General features: G+C 43.1%; 14 protein-coding genes. 5 read left to right on the top strand and 9 right to left on the bottom strand.

Going from position 1 to position 18115, the window contains the following annotated elements:
- Positions 1-80: 80 nt before the first annotated feature.
- On the bottom strand, positions 81-1064 hold the full coding sequence (locus GCHA_RS09255) for an NAD(P)H-quinone oxidoreductase (protein ID WP_007987418.1): 984 nt from the start codon (positions 1062-1064) through the stop codon (positions 81-83).
- A 99-nt stretch (positions 1065-1163) separates the two neighbouring features.
- On the opposite strand from GCHA_RS09255, the gene GCHA_RS09260 reads away from it, so the two are divergent.
- Positions 1164-2351 carry a class I SAM-dependent rRNA methyltransferase gene (locus tag GCHA_RS09260; protein WP_007987419.1) on the top strand — a complete coding sequence of 396 codons (1188 nt, stop codon included), beginning with the start codon at positions 1164-1166 and terminating at the stop codon, positions 2349-2351.
- A gap of 139 nt (positions 2352-2490) precedes the next feature.
- Here the strand turns inward: GCHA_RS09260 and GCHA_RS09265 are convergent, their stop codons facing one another.
- The 3 genes from GCHA_RS09265 to GCHA_RS09275 form a co-directional block, all read right to left on the bottom strand.
- Positions 2491-2793 carry a PilZ domain-containing protein gene (locus GCHA_RS09265; protein WP_007987420.1) on the bottom strand — a complete coding sequence of 101 codons (303 nt, stop codon included), beginning with the start codon at positions 2791-2793 and terminating at the stop codon, positions 2491-2493.
- Positions 2794-2908: 115 nt separating this feature from the next.
- Entirely contained in the window at positions 2909-6832 is a 3924-nt protein-coding gene (gene hrpA, locus GCHA_RS09270; RefSeq protein ID WP_007987421.1) for an ATP-dependent RNA helicase HrpA, read from the bottom strand.
- Positions 6833-6932: 100 nt separating this feature from the next.
- Positions 6933-7352: a CBS domain-containing protein gene (locus GCHA_RS09275; protein ID WP_007987422.1), complete on the bottom strand. Its 420-nt coding sequence runs from the start codon at positions 7350-7352 to the stop codon at positions 6933-6935.
- A gap of 233 nt (positions 7353-7585) precedes the next feature.
- Between GCHA_RS09275 and sbcB the strand changes: the two genes are divergently transcribed.
- Positions 7586-9016, top strand: a complete 1431-nt coding sequence (gene sbcB / locus GCHA_RS09280) for an exodeoxyribonuclease I (RefSeq protein ID WP_007987423.1) — start codon at positions 7586-7588, stop codon at positions 9014-9016.
- Positions 9017-9166: 150 nt separating this feature from the next.
- A complete protein-coding gene (locus tag GCHA_RS09285) occupies positions 9167-10822 on the top strand; it encodes a flagellar assembly protein A (protein ID WP_007987424.1) in 1656 nt (551 codons plus the stop codon).
- A gap of 69 nt (positions 10823-10891) precedes the next feature.
- Here the strand turns inward: GCHA_RS09285 and GCHA_RS09290 are convergent, their stop codons facing one another.
- Positions 10892-11155 (bottom strand): hypothetical protein, encoded by a 264-nt coding sequence (locus GCHA_RS09290; RefSeq protein WP_007987425.1) that lies wholly within the window; start codon positions 11153-11155, stop codon positions 10892-10894.
- Positions 11156-11232: 77 nt separating this feature from the next.
- Positions 11233-12105, bottom strand: coding sequence for an NAD(P)-dependent oxidoreductase (locus tag GCHA_RS09295; RefSeq protein ID WP_007987426.1), 873 nt, complete (start codon positions 12103-12105; stop codon positions 11233-11235).
- A 76-nt stretch (positions 12106-12181) separates the two neighbouring features.
- On the opposite strand from GCHA_RS09295, the gene GCHA_RS09300 reads away from it, so the two are divergent.
- Positions 12182-12667 carry a glutathione peroxidase gene (locus tag GCHA_RS09300; protein ID WP_008304091.1) on the top strand — a complete coding sequence of 162 codons (486 nt, stop codon included), beginning with the start codon at positions 12182-12184 and terminating at the stop codon, positions 12665-12667.
- A gap of 28 nt (positions 12668-12695) precedes the next feature.
- Here the strand turns inward: GCHA_RS09300 and GCHA_RS09305 are convergent, their stop codons facing one another.
- From GCHA_RS09305 to GCHA_RS09315, 3 genes are all read right to left on the bottom strand, one after another.
- Positions 12696-13454 (bottom strand): methyltransferase domain-containing protein, encoded by a 759-nt coding sequence (locus tag GCHA_RS09305; protein ID WP_007987431.1) that lies wholly within the window; start codon positions 13452-13454, stop codon positions 12696-12698.
- A 27-nt stretch (positions 13455-13481) separates the two neighbouring features.
- Complete coding sequence (locus GCHA_RS09310) at positions 13482-14243, bottom strand: Nif3-like dinuclear metal center hexameric protein (RefSeq protein ID WP_007987433.1); 762 nt, start codon at positions 14241-14243, stop codon at positions 13482-13484.
- A gap of 355 nt (positions 14244-14598) precedes the next feature.
- Positions 14599-16047 carry a cryptochrome/photolyase family protein gene (locus GCHA_RS09315; protein ID WP_013753732.1) on the bottom strand — a complete coding sequence of 483 codons (1449 nt, stop codon included), beginning with the start codon at positions 16045-16047 and terminating at the stop codon, positions 14599-14601.
- A gap of 149 nt (positions 16048-16196) precedes the next feature.
- Between GCHA_RS09315 and GCHA_RS09320 the strand changes: the two genes are divergently transcribed.
- A complete protein-coding gene (locus GCHA_RS09320) occupies positions 16197-18050 on the top strand; it encodes a M2 family metallopeptidase (protein ID WP_007987437.1) in 1854 nt (617 codons plus the stop codon).
- Positions 18051-18115 lie beyond the last annotated feature (65 nt).

Here is an 18115-nt window from a genome sequence, read left to right on the forward strand (position 1 = left end):
CTCCTTTAATCTAGGTGATCTCACGATCAGAGACACTGCCTATAGCGATCGCACTGCTTAAATACTATTACAACTATTCGCTATTCCCACGAAACAACCAATTTCCCCATAGTGTCATTGCGTTCAAGTCGCTCATGCGTTAGCCCTATTTCATTGATAGAATATTGGGTATCAATGACCGGCCTTAAGGCACCACTTTCTAAATCGGCAAAAAATTTCTGGCAAAAATCCGAAATAAGTGAAGATTTATATTCATCACTTCGACTGCGTAACGTCGAGCCTGTTATGGTTGCGCGTTTAGAAAGCATTAACGCCATATCCAACTTATCCGCGAACCGTCCAGCTAACATTGCCAAATATACGATCTTGCCATCATTATTAAGTATTTTAAGATTGCGATTAACATAGTCTCCCGCCACAAAATCAATGATGACATCTACCCCGCCCTGTTCAAAGCACTCGGCAAAGTTTTGCGTTTTATAGTTAATTAAACGGTCAGCTCCGTACTTTTCACACTCGGCCAGCTTCTTCTCACTAGACGCGGTCACACTTACATGGCAACCGTCTGCTTTTGCTAATTGAATAGCCGCTAAACCTACTGCGCTTGCCCCCGCATGAATTAACACCCTTTGTCCCGATTTGAGACCTCCCACTTGAAACAGGCTTTGGTAGGCTGTTAGGAAAACTTCTGCTATTCCTGCTGCGCTCGGCATATCAACATTTTTAGGTTTAGGCATTAGGTGACTGGCATTTACCGCCACGTATTGTGCATAACCGCCCCCCGCCACAAGAGCGAACACTTTATCTCCCAGTTGCCAACGAGAGGCAGTCGTTTCTTCTGCTTCAGCTATTTCTACAACCTCTCCAGACACTTCAAGCCCTAAAATAGAACTTTCGCCACGAGGAGCTGGATATTTTCCTTGTCGTTGTAACGTATCAGCACGGTTAATACCAAAGCTATGCACCTTTACTAACACTTGTCCCTGTTTGAGCGTAGGTTTTGTAGTATCATTAACAAAAAGCGTGTCTGCTGCTGTTCCTTCTTCAAAATCGATAAATTGCATGAATTCTCCGTCGAATTTCTTGTTTAATTTGACGCACGTTGATGTGAACTTACACCACGCTCATCTACTTTAATTTTGTATGTTGGAAACCACCGAACTATGTCATCACGCGTTACACTACACCCAGGTCGAGAAAAATCTTTATTACGTCGTCACCCTTGGATTTTTGCCAGTGCAATTGAAAGCACCAAAGGACGCATGAATCTTGGCGATACTGTCGATGTATATAGTCATGAAGACGTTTGGTTAGGTCGTGGTGCCTATTCCCCACATTCTCAGATACAAGTAAGAATATGGACATTTACGCAAAATGAAAGTATCGACAATGGTTTTTTTCAGCGGCGCATTGCTACTGCTCAGCAATCTAGAGAAGAACTCATTAAACGGCACGGCTTAACTGGCTACCGTCTCATTGCTGCTGAGTCTGATGGACTACCTGGGGTGACCATCGATATCTATGCCAACGTAATAGTCTGTCAATTGTTATCAGCGGGAGCTGACAAACATAGAGATAAAATAGTATGGGCACTCAAAGCGCAATTTCCTGATTACGCTATTTATGAAAGAAGTGACGTCGCAGTACGCAAAAAAGAAGGTTTAGAAGAAATCACTCAAGTACTGGCTGGCGATATTCCAAACGAAGTCATTATTGAAGAGAATGGCGTAAAAATAATCGTTAACGTCAAGCAAGGCCACAAGACGGGCTTTTATTTAGATCAGCGAGATAACCGTGCAATAGCCGCGCAATATGCAAAAGATCGCGATGTACTAAACTGCTTTTGTTATACAGGTACCTTTGGTAGCTATGCGCTTGCCGCAGGGGCCAACAGTGTCACTAATCTGGATGTGTCAGACTTAGCCTTAGAGACGGCCAAGCGAAACGTAGAAATCAACCAGTTAGATAATTCAAAATGTGAGTTTATTAATAACGATGTGTTTCAAGCATTGCGTGAATATAAAGCGCAATCGAAACAATTTTCACAGATCATACTCGACCCTCCTAAATTTGTAGACTCTAAAGCATCCCTCAATAGAGCGTGCCGTGGCTACAAAGATATTAATATGTTAGCGATGCAAATTATGGAACCAGGCGGCATTCTCGCGACCTTTAGCTGCTCTGGGTTAATGCCATTTGATTTATTTCAGAAGGTTGTTGCTGATGCCGCGTTAGACGCTGGCCGTGAAGTGCAAATTATTCAGCGCTTGTCTCAGGCTGGCGATCATCCTGTGTCAACAAACTATCCTGAAGGGTTTTACCTGAAAGGCTTGATTTGCAAAGTACTTTGACCATAAAAAGTGCTTTCGCCACAAAAAGTACTATAACGCCTGATAGCGCTAGCTGAAAAGCGAGCGCTTATAGTGTGTTTGTCATCAGACTTGATATTCGTTAACACGAGCCAGTTAACGATGCTGACCACTTAGCCCACTAATTCATTTCAGTTATTTCGACGCCTATTACGCAAGTTGCATCATCATTACATTCAGAGCGCACCACGCGAGCCTTTGCCGATAATGAAGGGATTTGACTATTAGTAGATTCAATATAAACATCCACCGCGGTGCCAATTTCGACTGATTGCTCTTCAACCTCAAATGACATGCCAGTCGCACTAATATCCTTACATACAGCGTGCAACGTACGACTCGACTCATCGTCGTTAACCACTATCTCGCAGGCTGAGTTAACCATCATGCGAAAAAAATTACGTTTGTCGTTGTAGCCTAACATCAAAAATTCCGTCCTAGTTTATTGCCTACTCTGTGTTTATAGGGCGCGGATTAAGCAATGTCAACGGACTTTGCGTGATCCACTATTTAAATCCATGTATTTCAAAATAAACGCGTTAAATTGAGTCTAATTGATTCATTATACGCTTAGTCGATATTGGCATAGCAGTGCCTAATTGCTGAGCAAAAAATGACACTCTGAGTTCTTCAATCATCCAGCGTACTTCTTTCAATTCTTGCGGAACTGGGGCGCCGGCAGGAATTTTTTGGCATTTCTTGGTATATTCACTAGCCGCCTTTTCTACGTTTAATTGATGTAACCTATCTTTTGTAGGGTCAATGACCAATTTGTCTATTCGACGCGCTATCCCTTCAATATACCTTTGCCAATCATTTAAACGTTCGGCGCCAATATCACTTACAAAGCCGTTAAACACCAAACTATCGAGATGTTGTTTAATATCTCCATACGCATTGATCATTGTCATAGGCACATTGCCTTTCATTTTCTTCTTGATTTGGTGTGCTTTGGTTAAGCCTGTTTCTACTTTTTGCGCTATCGCCAACACCCTATCGTTAATCTCTGCACGGACATGCTCACAACACGCTTCAAAAGCCTCTGCCGTGCGAATATCACCGTGACGCGCTCGATATTGCGCGAGTAATTCATCGATTGCGGCGGCTATCACATCGTCAATCAACGCTGCTATCTTACCAAACGGATTAAAATACAGCCCAAGCTTGGCTTTGTTAGGCAGTTTTTCATGCAGGTATTTAATGGGCGATGGAATAGACAATGAAACTAATCGTCTTAATCCGAGTTGGTGAGCTTGCTCTGCCATATGAGGTTTATCGAATAACTTAATGGCTACGGCGTTTTTCTCAGCAACTAATGCAGGATACGCTTTCACATCAAAGCCGGTTTGCTTACTAATATATTCTGTTGGTAATTGCTCAAAGTCCCACTGAGTTATACCTGTTTTCTCTAAGCCTGGTTTTGCTATTTTACTAAGGCTCTGTTTCACTTTTCCTTGCAATTCGTGCTGTAAAGCCAGTAAATCTCGTCCTTGCCTAATAACCTTATTTTTGTCATCCAGCACTTTGAAATTAAAGCGTAAATGAGACGGTAGACTATCCACCTGCCAATCTTCTAATTCAATGTCGACGCCAGTCATACGCTTTAATTTATGGCTCAGTGCGCCTAGAAAACCTACTGCATGACCTTTTTTATCTACCGGTGATATATCCGCTAAACATGCTTCAGCATAATTAGGTGCAGGCACAAAATTGCGTCTAAGTCGCTTTGGAAGCGATTTGATCAGTGTCACAATCAGCTCATGACGAAGTCCTGGTACTAACCAATCGAACCCATCTATAGATAATTGGTTTAACAGCGAAAGCGGTACTAGTAAATTAACGCCATCATCGATATCAGTAGGATTGAAGTGATAATCAAGACGCAGGGTTAAATTTCCTTGTTGCCAGGTTTCGGGAAAATCATATTCATGTGATTTAACTGGCGAGTTCTTCAGTAACATTTGCTTTGAGTAAGTCAGCAAATCTGGCTTGCTGGTTTTGGTTTTACTCCACCATTTTTTAAAACTGGCTTCGCTACATACATGAGCGGGAATATGCTGGGCGTAAAACTCGACTAAGGCTTCTTCATCTACAAGTAAATCACGACGCCGGGTTTTATCTTCCAGCCCCTTAATTTCATCCACTTCCAGCTGGTTTTCTGTTAAGAAATCATCGTTAAGTTTGGTATCTTGATTAACCAAGGCTTCTCGTATAAACAATTCACGACTAACAACAGGGTCAATTTGGCTGTAAGCAACGCGACGTTTGCTCACCAAAGGCAAACCGTACAAAGTCACGCTTTCAAATGCTTGCACAGCACCTTGTTTTTTTGACCAATGAGGTTCACTGTAACTGCGCTTGATTAAATGTGGAGCAAGCGATTCTAACCACTGGGGTTCAATTTTTGCGCCCATACGGCCAAACAAGCGAGAAGTATCAACCAGCTCTGCGACCATTAACCATTTCGGGCTTGCCTTAGCGATACCCGACCCAGGGAACAACATGAAGCGGCTGTTACGTGCACCAAGATATTCTTTGTCTTTATCTTTATTACCAATGTGCGATAGCAGCCCAGAAGCCATTGCCTGATGGATCCCTTGATAGTCAGTATCTGATTGACTGATACTAAATCCCAGCTCGGCAATCGATTTCTTTAGCTGACTCACAATATCTTGCCATTCACGCATACGTAAATAGTTAATGAAGTTTTGCTTACACCATTTACGCAATTGATTGTTGGTGAGCTCGACCTGCTTGTCTTTAAATGCTAACCATAATGTTAATAGCGCAAGAAAATCTGAATCTTTATTGGCGAATGCTTGATGTTTTTCATCTGCGGCTTGTCGCTTATCTTGCGGGCGCTCTCTTGGGTCTTGAATACTTAATCCAGCGGTAATCACCAATACATCACGTAAGCTATTTTGTTTTTCCGCTTCTACAATCATGCGGGCATAACGTGGATCTATCGGCAATCGCGCCATTTGTCGGCCAATCGTTGTTAACGTTAACCGCCCAGTGTTTTTTGCCACTCCCCCTAGCTCTTCGAGCAGGTTAAAACCGTCATTTATGCTGCGTGAGTCGGGCATTTGTACAAAAGGGAATTCATCAATTTTGCCAAGCCCTAATGCCATCATTTGCAGAATGACCGAAGCGAGGTTGGTTCTTAATATCTCAGGATCAGTAAACTCGTCCCGATTGTTATAATCGTCTTCACTGTATAAACGTATGCAAATCCCGTTTGACACACGACCACAGCGTCCTGCTCTTTGATTAGCAGATGCTTGCGAAATGGGTTCAATCGGTAACCGCTGAACTTTGCTGCGCACGCTGTAGCGAGAAATTCGCGCCGTACCAGGGTCGATAACGTATTTTATGCCCGGAACGGTTAATGAGGTTTCCGCAACATTCGTGGCAAGTACGATCCTTCTGCCCGAATGCGACTGAAATATCTTATTCTGTTCAGCTGCCGATAGCCTTGCATACAATGGCACCACTTCTGTGTGTCTAAACTTTTGCTGTGTTAGTGCATCAGCTGTATCTCGGATGTCTCGCTCACCGCTTAGAAACACCAGAATGTCGCCTTGACTATGGTTACCAAGCTCATTTACCGCATCGATGATTGCTTGTGTTTGGTCTCGGTCGTTTTCACCTTCATCATCAACTAGCGGTCGGTAGCGCATTTCCACCGGGAAAGTGCGACCGCTTACTTGAATGATGGGTGCTTTGTCGAAATGGTTTGAAAAACGCTCCGGATCAATCGTAGCCGAGGTAATAATGAGTTTTAAATCGGGCCGTTTGGGAAGTAATTGTTTTAATATCCCGAGTATAAAATCGATGTTAAGACTACGTTCGTGGGCTTCATCGATAATAATGGTGTCATACTGATTGAGAAACCTATCTTGCTGGATTTCGGCAAGTAAAATACCGTCAGTCATCAATTTCACATAGGATCGTTCATTAACCTGATCTGAAAAACGAATTTTAAAACCGACTTCATTGCCCAGTTCACTGTTTAACTCTTGAGCAATTCGTGTTGCAACGCTTCTCGCTGCAAGGCGTCTTGGTTGAGTATGACCAATCAAGCCGTTAACACCGCGGCCTAACTCCAAACAAATCTTAGGGATTTGGGTTGTTTTTCCTGAGCCCGTCTCCCCAGCGATAATCACGACTTGATTATCACGAATAGCATCTGAAATTTTATCTTTTTGTTCAGTGACCGGTAAATCGGGATATTCTACCTTTGGAAGGTTTGCTTGCCTTTGTTCTTTTAACAATATCGAGCGCTCAATATCTTTACTTAGCTTAGCAAGCGCTGGATTTTTCTTGTTTGATTCGAATCGCTGAATTTGCTTAAAGCGACGTTGAAAACGGAAGCGATCTGACGTCATGCATAATGACGTCAGTTCGTTTAACTGGGAATAAGTGAACGGAGCTATTTCCGTTTCAGGCACATGTGAAGACAATAAAATTTGCTCATACTAGGGGACAACCATAATGGGAGTAGATCCTAGAAGAATGAGTATTTAAATACTAGTGCCTGTACCGTAAAAGCGTTAAAAAAGCCTAGCCAGCAATACGATAACCATCCCTAAGCTGCATGTCGATTGCATTTAATAACTGTGAGCGATTTATCGTTCCCATTAAATACCCATCATCATCTACTATCGGATACACTTTTGGCTTAGCGACCAGCATTTTCTGCGCTTGTTCTATCACAGACACATAAGGACGAATTGATATAACTTCGGTCTGCATAATGTCCTTCACTCTGCACACTTGCTCTCGGTAATAGCTAGATTCAATCATTTGTACTAAACAATCTTGTTCAGACAGAAAACCGACGACTTTATTGTGATCATCGACTACAGGCCCCCCTGTTTGACCACTTTGTAACAAACGTTCTACCGCCTCGGCTACCGACATTTCAATGGAAAATGTCACTGGGCGGCAATTCATATAATCGCTGACACGTAATGATTGCATAAATACTCCAAAGGTGAACTACCATTTGTACAACAATTTGTTAACACACACTTAAAGTTAAGCACAAACCGCCATTTTTAATAGGGTTAACCGATACAACTTTAGTATGTTGAAGATAATTAAATACAATGTTCAATCAAATTACATAGTTATGAGCAAAAAACAGGGTTTAATTTGAGTTTGCAGGATAATTCTGTTGAGATCGTCATAGAATGAAAACGATAAGGAATACTGTGTCCACACCCTCTATTTACTGGCACGATTATGAAACCTGGGGCGTCAATCCGCAAAAAGATCCCGCTTGTCAGTTTGCCGGCATCCGCACGGATCTTGATTTAAATATTATTTCCCAGCCTTTGATGATATTTAACCAAATTCCAAACGACTATTTACCTCATCCTCAGGCTTGTTTAATCACCGGCATTACACCGCAACACAGCTTGCGTGATGGCATGATTGAGCCTGAATTTATTGAAAAAATACATCATGAATTCTCCCAAGCAGAAACCTGTGTCGCGGGCTACAACAATATTCGTTTTGATGATGAAGTAACACGCTACACCTTATACCGTAACTTCTATGATCCGTACGAACGGGAGTGGCGAAACGGTAATAGTCGCTGGGATATAATCGACGTAGTAAGAGCGTGTTATGCCCTTCGCCCTGACGGTATTGAGTGGCCATTAAAGGAAGATGGCAGCCCAAGTTTTAAGCTAGAAGATTTAAGTAAGGCAAATAATATTGAACATTCAGCTGCGCATGATGCTATGTCAGATGTCCACGCAACTATTGGCGTAGCGAAGCTCGTTAAAACCGCCCAGCCTAAACTGTATGACTACCTATTTAATTTGCGACTTAAGAAAAATGTTATCGCATTAATTGATACACAAGCTCATACGCCCCTTGTGCACATTTCATCAAAATTGCCTGCAATCAATGGTTGCTGCACGTGGGTGGCACCGATTGCTCAGCATCCTACTAATAAAAACGCCTTTATTATGCTGAATCTTTCACTCGATATTCAGCCATTGCTCGACTTATCAGTAGAAGAAATTATTCAAAAGTTATATACGCCTTCAAACATGCTTGATGAGGGTGAACAAAGGCTACCCATAAAATTAGTGCATGTGAATAAAAGCCCAGTGCTTGCTCCGGCCAAAACATTAAATGAAGAAAATGCGGCCAGACTCGGTATAGATCGCCAAGCCTGCTTGCAAAACCTACAGTTACTCAAGCAACACCCTGAGTTAGTTGAAAAGCTCATTAAGGTTCACCATTCCAATACAGAGCATGTTCCCCAAGAAGCTGATCACTCGCTATACAGCGGTGGTTTCTTCAGCCCTAAAGATCGCGCTCTAATGGACCAAGTGCGACAAAGCACACCTGAGCAGCTAGCAGATTTAGCCTTACCGTTTGAAGACTCACGGTTAGACAACCTACTGTTCTATTATAAGGCACGTAATTTTCCTACTTCGTTAAATGATCAGGAAATGCAGCGCTGGCAAAACCATCGTAAGTTCCGCTTGTTAGATGACTCGTCCCCATCAAGCATCACAATGTCGGATTATGTGCAGACGTTAGAGCTTCTGTGTGAACAATATCATTCGAATAGCGATAAATTGGCCATACTTAAAGCGCTATATACATACGCTGAACAACTTTGAGTTGGAAATTAACCGAGGTATAGTCAAAATTACATCATGCAATTTTGAGTATGACCGATAAGTGAGTATGAATTATAGTGCGTTTGTGTAGCAGTCTATGCATTCGTAAAGTCTGTATGTTTTTTATATTGAAAATGTTAGGTGGTTAGGATGCAAGGAGTTACCTTAAAACTTGATGAGTCAGGTACACATTTAAGTGTGCACATCAGCCCGCTAGAGTTAAGCGGTAAAATCGATATTCACCTTGTGCAAAACGCGATAAAACAAAGCGAATTTGCAGATTTTTATATTCATGATGATGCCATTCTAACCCTATTAGAGAACACACAAAGAGCCATAAAAACTGAATCCAGTGAAGCGGTTATTGAGCGTGTAGGCGAGCGCAAAGGCAACGAAATAAAATGTAAAGTTGACGATGGCCAACTTAGTGCCACCATGACAATCATTAAAGGGTATGGTGCTGCGACTTTGACCCTGGACGACTTATATCGACAAGCTAAAAATCATAAAATTGTCAGGGGTGTCAGTAGCAAACGTTTAGCTGCTCTTCTTCAATCGTACTTAGCTGCACTAGCTGGTGAATCCGTTAGCAGCATCATCGCCAAGGGGCTTCCTCCCAAAACCGGCCGCTCTTCTAAGTTACAGCCCCTAGTACAAAATGCATTAGATCGTATCTTGCGCCCTCAGGCATCACAACATGGCCGTGTTGACATGCGCAATTTGGGCGACATCATTTGCGTTAAAGTCGGAACAGAATTACTAAGAAGATTGCCCCCCTCTCGAGGACGCGCCGGTTATACCGTAACAGGTGAAACAATCACTCCCAAAGCCGGTGAGTGGCTCAAACTTCGTCCGGGAGACGGCACCGCTATAAGCGAAAAAGATGAAAACGTTCTGATTGCTGAAATTTCAGGCATGCCTAAGTTTAAAGATCAGAAAATGTGGGTGGATGATACTTATATCTGTAAGGGCGTTAACGTTGGTACAGGAAATGTAAATTACGATGGGGCCGTTCTGGTTAATGGAGACATAACCGAAAAAATGGAAGTGTACGCCACGGGAGACGTAACCGTAAACGGCTTCGTTGAGTCAGCTATCATTCACGCTGGTGGCGATATCATTATCACTGAAGGCGCCATGGGGAAAGTCAACGATGCAGGCACAGAATACAGCACCACATTACGAGCCAAAGGAAGCATTCATATTCAGCATGGACAAGGGCTTGATATAAAGTGTGATGGAGGCGTAACCATCGGCCGTCAGTTAGCATTTAGCAAAGTGGTGTGCCGAAAAGAGATGTATGTTGGCCCTATCGATAAACCCAATGGTAATTTATTTGCGTGCTCCATATTCAGCCAAAACCGGGTACAAGCGGGTACATTTGGTGCGGTGTCTGGCAGCAATCTAACTTTAGATTTCAGTGATGGTTTCAATACCCTATTGGCGCGCAAAGACTCTTTGGACGAGCTAGTACGACAGATCCGGCAAAACTGCAGCCGCCACGAAGACCGTATGAAAATAATTCGCAGTAAATTTATACCGGAAGATCTGCAAGGTAAGGTGAACGCTGCACAAGAGCTGTTTGAAAATGAACACCAGTTAATGCAATGGCTAGAGCAAAAAGCATTAGAATTGGCGGCAAATAAAGAGAATTATCAGCAGCAAATTGTCGTTTCAGCCAACAAGCGCATCTACCCAGGCGTGGTGATTAAATTGAATAATCGAACTTGGCGGGCTGAACGTGAATACGGAAAAGCCAATATTAGCTTTCACGGCCATCAGTGGCAGTGTGACGCCGGCGCTTAGGCATTCAGTTTATAATTAAGCTTAGGGCCTGTGGGCCCTAGCCTATTTACATTCTCACTACGAGGCGTTTTATTTGTTGCGCTTGGCGTTATCGATAGCACGCTTAATTGCATCTACCTGAGCAAAACATTCGCGCTTTTGTTCGCCTGACATTTCCCCACACTTTTGCCCCTCTTTGGGTTTTGTTTTGATTACCCCTGAATAAATGGCAGAAACCGCACATCCCGGTGCCCCATCGCATGTATCCGGTGCAGGGTCGTGATAGCCATAGGGTGTTGTACAGGCGCTAAGCGAAACTAGCGCACTAACCACCACAAGCATTTTATTCTTCATTACTATTCCTTTTTCAAAGTACTGCATCCACTATTACACTTAGGTTAAAATAACGTTTAACCTAATAAAACTGTTGGCTAGGGCTTTTTTAAGCGGGTTAAAAGGCTGGACGTATCGTAACGATTGCCCCCTTGGCGTTGAACATCAGCATAAAATTGATCTACTAATGCCGTTAACGGCAATGTACTACCATTTCGCCGAGACTCTTCAAGAGCAATACCTAAGTCTTTACGCATCCAGTCAACTGCAAAGCCAAACTCATACTCACCCGCCAGCATGGTTTTAGATCTGTTGTCCATCTGCCATGATTGGGCTGCGCCCTTTGATATCACATCGATTACCGATCCGCAGTCAAGCCCAGCGTTCTGTCCAAAATGTAGTGCCTCTGCTAGGCCTTGAACCACACCAGCAATACAAATTTGATTCATCATTTTAGCCAGTTGCCCGCTGCCAATAGGCCCTAGGAGTTGGCTAAATTTAGCATAGGCATCAATAGCGGGTTTAACCTTGTCAAAGGCCTGCTTGTCACCCCCTATCATAACCGTCAGTTGACCATTGACCGCCCCAGCCTCACCGCCCGACACGGGTGCATCTAAAAATGCCACTTCTTGTGTGGCGGATAATGCCGCAAGCTCTCGTGCAACATCTGCTGAAGCGGTGGTGTGATCAACAATAATAGCGCCGCGCTTTGCTGTGGCTAAAATTCCGTCACTGCCACACACGACTGAACGCAAGTCGTCATCATTGCCTACACAAATAAAAATAATATCGGCGTCAGTGGCCGCTTTTGCTGGGGTCGACTGTGCTTGTCCATCATAAGACGTTAGCCATTTATCCGCTTTTGATTGAGTTCGGTTATACACGGTGACATCAAAATCAGATTTTGTGAGGTGCCCTGCCATTGGAAAGCCCATTACACCGAGTCCGATAAACGCTACTTTTGTTGTCATAATGATGCTTTAAATCCTTGATCGTTTTCGTAAAAATGCCACTATATTACATCCATATTAAAACCGGAATGAAACCGTGAACAACATTTATCAATTTGCTGCAAAACATAGTAACGGCCATGCCCTTTCCATGGACATATATCACGGCAGGGTACTGTTGATTGTTAATACAGCAAGTAAATGTGGATTCACGCCGCAGTACACCGGTCTGCAAACACTTCAAGATAAGTTTGCCGAGCAAGACTTTGATGTTCTAGCCTTCCCGTGTAATCAGTTTGGCGGCCAAGAGCCAGAGGATGATGGCCAAATTGAGCAGTTTTGCACAACGCAATTTTCCATCACATTTCCGCTTTTTGCCAAGGTGGAGGTCAATGGGATCAATGCGCACCCACTTTTTATGTATTTGAAAAAGCATGCCCCAGGCATATTCGGTTCCACGCGAATAAAATGGAACTTCACTAAGTTCTTGGTCGATTCACATGGAAACGTAGTTAAACGCTACTCGCCTAAGACTAAGCCAGAACAAATTGAAAATGACATACGTGCCTTATTAAATGGATAATAAAGGCGCATATTTAACTCAATTTTGCCTAAGCATCTCTGCGCATGATGATATGAAAATATTTTCCTAACCACATAAACGGCTCTTTATCACCGTAAGCGAGTTCTGCGTCTTTAAGTTGCTCATAGTGACTTTGCTGCATGGTAGGGTCTTTTAAATAATCATGGATACAGCGAATACCCGCCATTGATGTCATCGTCACCTTTTGCTGGTGCAGAAAATCGATAACCTCTTTTGGACGCAGCGGATTATTTGGACTTAAGCGCACTCGGTTTTTAACCTGCATGCCTTGCTTCACATAGTCGAAATTTCCGTAGAGTAAATTCCCCATCATCTGCGCGTCTTTATTAAAGAAGGTTAATGAGAAATAACCACCAATTTTCGTCATACCAATAAGTTTCTCAATATTAGAGAACGGGTCACTTAACCATTCTAAAACCGCATGACAGATAACCAAATCATATTCAGTTGGCGGCAAAGCTAAGATATCACTGTGAAGTAACGATAAGCTCGCTGAATTACCACATTTATGTTTAGCGATGCTTAACGTTTCATTAGAAATGTCACTTAGGGTAACATTGGCGCCTTCATCGAGTAATACCTTCGACATTTCCCCGGTCCCACCACCGGCATCAAGTACCGTGCGTATGGCAGGTAAATCTATGTTTTGAGCTAAACGATGGTACAGCAGTTCGTGACGCAAACGTCCTTTACTGGTTCCATATATATTCTGCTCAAATTTACTGGCTATCGAATCAAAATTTTGATCGTGGCGTTCGCTGCTCATTCATTGCTCTCAGTGACAGATATAGCGTTAAGCTGGGTTGGGGATATCTACAAATACAACTTCTAAAGCGGTCTCTGATCGTAAATGCTCAGCAACTGCCTTTGCACCATAGCGCTCAGTAGCGTGGTGACCTGCAGCATAAAAGTGAATATCCATTTCTCTAGAGGTGTGAATGGTTTGTTCCGACACTTCGCCGGTAATAAATGCGTCTATACCTTGTTGCGCTGCTATTTCAATGTACCCCTGTCCACCACCGGTGCACCAGGCAAGGGTGTGTATAAGCTCTGAGTTCGGACATTCATGTAGCGGCTCTCGATTTAAGCGCGCATTTAATTTAGCCTTTAAATCATCCCCTGAAATACCGCCATTTATCGTTCCCTGCATGACAATTCCCTCAGGGGAAACAACGTTTAGCGGGCGAATATCCTCAATATTTAATAATTTACCTAGTTGCGCGTTATTGCCTAACACATGGTGTATATCTAACGGTAAATGGTAGGCGTATAAATTAATGTCATGCTTCAATAACGCTGCGATACGCTTTTTTTTCATGCCACAAATATTAGCTGCCTCACCCTTCCAGAAAAAGCCATGGTGTACAAAAATGGCATCGGCATCTAGTTCTATTGCGCGGTCAATCAGTGCCTGCGAGGCGGTAACGCCGCAAATTACCTTACTAATATCTGATTTACCTTCGATCTGCAGCCCGTTCGGGCAAAAGTCTTTCACCTCTTCTGGCATGAGTAAGGTATTAAAATAGTCGAGTAAATCCAGATTATTCATACTCATATTTCGCTCCCTCAACGTATAACAGAGCCGTATAAACGATAAAACGGCATTACGTTGTGTGTTAGTAAATGGGCGGCATTATAAGGCAGTTTTCTACAAGTAACAGTACTTTGGAATTTAGTTTACCTAAGTTCTGGATAACACGTATTGCTCAAGCTAAATATTGACAATAGAATTCAATCGCATAATCACATTGGCCAAATATCCAAGCTGAATGCTCACTCGGTGACGAGATTTTTCTTGGTTAGCAAGGCGGGTTGTCGTATGTAATAACGTGGTATTACTAGACAACCAAACGCCGCCAGGCCCCAAAAGGGCAATATCGATAGGTTTGCTTATCTAATCTTCAAGTTAGTTATTTAAGTGCAGCCAAGAAGCCTTTAAATTGCGCTTTAGTTCGCGCCACAGATGCCTTGTGTTCCACAATAGGCAGTGCATACCCTAAACGCTGAACATCACAGTGCTTGCTAGGCTCGTGAACTTGCTTAGGGCTTAAATGGGCTAGTTGAGGTAGCCAAGTTTTTATAAATTCACCCTGAGGATCGAAGCGTTCACTTTGCGTTGTCGGATTGAAAATCCTGAAATAAGGGGCTGCATCTGTTCCTACTGATGCACTCCACTGCCAGCCACCGTTATTCGATGCATAGTCACCATCGATGAGCTGACTCATAAAATAATCTTCCGCCCATTTCCAAGGCAACAAAAGATGCTTACAGTAAAAGCTCGCAACTATCATACGCAAACGATTATGCATCCAACCGGTTTGCTTCAAGGCAATCATAGCAGCATCGACTATCGGATAGCCCGTTTCCCCTGCTTTCCACGCGTCAAAATGTTGTTGGTTGTTTTCCCACTTAAAGTATTGATAGTGCTTTTGAAAAGGCAAACCACGGCTAACATGGGGAAAGTGAAACATAACGTAGCGATAAAAATCACGCCAAGCAATTTCTTTAACCCAAGTGTAGGCACCATGCTCTGGCGATAATGCGTCTTCCCCATACTCTTGTAGAACATGGAATAAACATTGGCGCGGACTAAGCGCACCAATCGATAAGTAAGGCGATATTTTACTGGTGCCCTCTATTGAGGGAATATCACGGTTTTTAGGGTAATCAGGGGCAAATTCGACGATAAAGCCATTCATCTTTTTAGTAATTTCAGACGCTGTAGCGGGCCAACTTGGAGCGTCACTACCATCCGAGCCCTGCCGATTAGTCTTCGATATCAATGATTCTATATATTGATTATCGTCCTCGGAATGCTTAAGGCCTGTATCATTGGCGCTGCACTTTTCAGGCACCCCAGGCAATTGCCTTAAGGTCATTTCTAACCAACGTTTAAAGTACGGCGTGAAGACTTTGTAGGGCTCATTTTTTAAATTCATGATCTCTGTTGGTTTAACTAAACAGGTATCGTGAAAGGTGGCGAAAGCGACATCCATTTTATTAAGGCTATTTTTAACTGAAGCGTCTCTTTGACGTTCATCCCATTCATATTCTGCGTTGCAATAAACATGGGTAACATGGTTTTTAACACATAGTTCGGTTAGCTTCTCTGGTAACGTCTCATATATCCCGCCGTCCATTACCTGCAAATTGATGTTTCGCTCTTTTAACTCTTCTTGAAGGCTCACTAAGCGCTGATAAATTAGCGCTATTTTACTGTTGGCCATATTATACTTCGACCACTGCTTCTGAGTGACGAAGTAAACGGCGCTCACGCTTTCGTGACTCGCCACTGCGTAATCTATTGCTGAATTCCAGCTACTCCTTAAATCGGTTCTTAACCAAACAAGTGCACTCACGTACGCCCCTTTTTAATCCAAATTAAACCATGTCGTTAGCGCGTATACGAAAATTAACTAAAGCGCGATCACAACAAGCAGTAGAATTCTGTAAATGTGAATAACTCGGTATACTTCGTCATGCATAATAAAAATACTAAGAGGGATATATGCGACAAGTAAAATACAAACACAAATTAAAATATTTGACCGCAGCCATGCTAGGCATGACTTTAATAGGGTGTAGTGATAGCAGCACAAACATTCAGCAACAATCGTCTCAAGTTCAAAAGCGCCCCCCTAATGCAGCCGATGCGAAAGAATTTATCGAGCAAGCGCAAATAGAATTGAGTAAATTGAGTCAGCCCGCAGTGCAAGCCGCATGGGCCTATCAAACCTATATAAATCAAGATACCGCAGCGGTCTCAGCCTATTTATCAGAAAAATGGACAAGCAAGGCATCTGAACTCGCTAAGCGCGCAGCTGATTTCAACGATGTTGAGGTTGACGCCCCAACACGCAGAAAACTTTATTTATTGCGTAATAGCCTTGTGCTCCCTGCCCCATCCGAACCGGTGAAATCTGAACGGCTAGCACAAATTAGCTCAGAGCTAGAGGGAATGTATGGCGCTGGAAAATATTGCCGCACAGAGCAGGATTGCCTGCGCCTGACCGACATGAACAACATAATGGCTAATAACCGTGACCCAGAGGTGTTACTCGATGTATGGAAAGGCTGGCGAGAAGTATCACCACCCATGAAAGCGCTATATGAAGAACAAGTTACCTTAGCCAATGAAGGCGCCACAGAGCTTGGCTTTAAGGATCTAAGTGAGTTGTGGCGTGATGCATACGATATGCCTGCGGATGAATTCGCAGTTGAATTAGACAGACTATGGTCACAATTAAAACCTTTTTATGATGCGCTTCACTGCCACGTTAGGGCTGAACTTGGTGAGCAATATGGCACCGATATCGTCCCACAAGACCAACCGATCCCTGCGCATTTACTGGGTAATATGTGGGCGCAAAGTTGGGGTAATATTTACGACATCGTAAAACCAGAAGAGCCCCTAGAAGTTATCGATGTCACTGCTGCCTTGGCGGAAAATGGATATGATGAAATAAAGATGGTTAAGCAAGCTGAATCCTTCTTTTCTTCTCTTGGTTTTGCTCCTCTACCTGAGACATTTTGGGAACGATCATTGTTTACCCAGCCAGCTGATAGAGACGTAGTCTGCCATGCATCAGCTTGGAACGTAGATGAGCAAGATGATTTACGCATTAAAATGTGTATTCAAATAACAGGGGAAGAGTTCTCGGTGATACATCACGAGCTCGGTCATAACTATTATCAGCGCGCTTATAAAGAACTTCCTATGCTCTATCGCGGCTCTGCGAATGATGGCTTCCATGAAGCAATTGGCGATACTATTGCTTTGTCAATTACGCCAAAATATTTACAAGAAATCGGTCTCGTTGACAGCATCCCAGATGAATCAAATGACATCGGAATGCTATTGAAATTAGCGTTAGACAAAATAGCGTTTATTCCATTTGGGTTGTTGATAGACCAGTGGCGCTGGAAAGTATTTTCAGGGGAAGTTGCCCCAGAAAATTACAACTCTGCATGGTGGGAGTTACGAGAAAAATATCAAGGCATAATGGCACCTGTCGAGCGCGAGGTCGATGCTTTTGACCCAGGTGCCAAGTACCATGTACCAGCTAATACGCCCTACACCCGATACTTTTTAGCACATGTGCTGCAGTTTCAATTTCACAATCAATTGTGTGAATTAGCTGAGAATGAAGAAGCAATTCATCGCTGCTCAATATATGGCAGTGAAAAAGCAGGTAAGGCGCTAAATGACATGCTAGAGATGGGCATGAGTCAACCTTGGCAAAAAGCCTTAGCATCTCTTACCGGTAGCGAACAAATGGACGCTACAGCCATATTGGATTATTTTGCCCCATTGAAACAGTGGTTAGACGAACAAAACGCGTCCCGACAGTGCGGTTGGTAACATCCAATAGCATTACCTTTTAATGCACAAAAAAAAAAGCCTTGTCGCAGTTTAGCGCGACAAGG

The organism is Paraglaciecola chathamensis S18K6, assembly GCA_000314955.1.
Taxonomy (GTDB): domain Bacteria; phylum Pseudomonadota; class Gammaproteobacteria; order Enterobacterales; family Alteromonadaceae; genus Paraglaciecola; species Paraglaciecola chathamensis.

Coding starts and splice junctions, on each gene's coding strand:
- GCHA_RS09255 (WP_007987418.1), bottom strand. CDS start 1,064: ATGCAATTTATCGATTTTGAAGAAGGAACAGCAGCAGACACGCTTTTT.
- GCHA_RS09260 (WP_007987419.1), top strand. CDS start 1,164: ATGTCATCACGCGTTACACTACACCCAGGTCGAGAAAAATCTTTATTA.
- GCHA_RS09265 (WP_007987420.1), bottom strand. CDS start 2,793: ATGTTAGGCTACAACGACAAACGTAATTTTTTTCGCATGATGGTTAAC.
- GCHA_RS09275 (WP_007987422.1), bottom strand. CDS start 7,352: ATGCAATCATTACGTGTCAGCGATTATATGAATTGCCGCCCAGTGACA.
- GCHA_RS09285 (WP_007987424.1), top strand. CDS start 9,167: ATGCAAGGAGTTACCTTAAAACTTGATGAGTCAGGTACACATTTAAGT.
- GCHA_RS09290 (WP_007987425.1), bottom strand. CDS start 11,155: ATGAAGAATAAAATGCTTGTGGTGGTTAGTGCGCTAGTTTCGCTTAGC.
- GCHA_RS09295 (WP_007987426.1), bottom strand. CDS start 12,105: ATGACAACAAAAGTAGCGTTTATCGGACTCGGTGTAATGGGCTTTCCA.
- GCHA_RS09305 (WP_007987431.1), bottom strand. CDS start 13,454: ATGAGCAGCGAACGCCACGATCAAAATTTTGATTCGATAGCCAGTAAA.
- GCHA_RS09310 (WP_007987433.1), bottom strand. CDS start 14,243: ATGAGTATGAATAATCTGGATTTACTCGACTATTTTAATACCTTACTC.
- GCHA_RS09320 (WP_007987437.1), top strand. CDS start 16,197: ATGCGACAAGTAAAATACAAACACAAATTAAAATATTTGACCGCAGCC.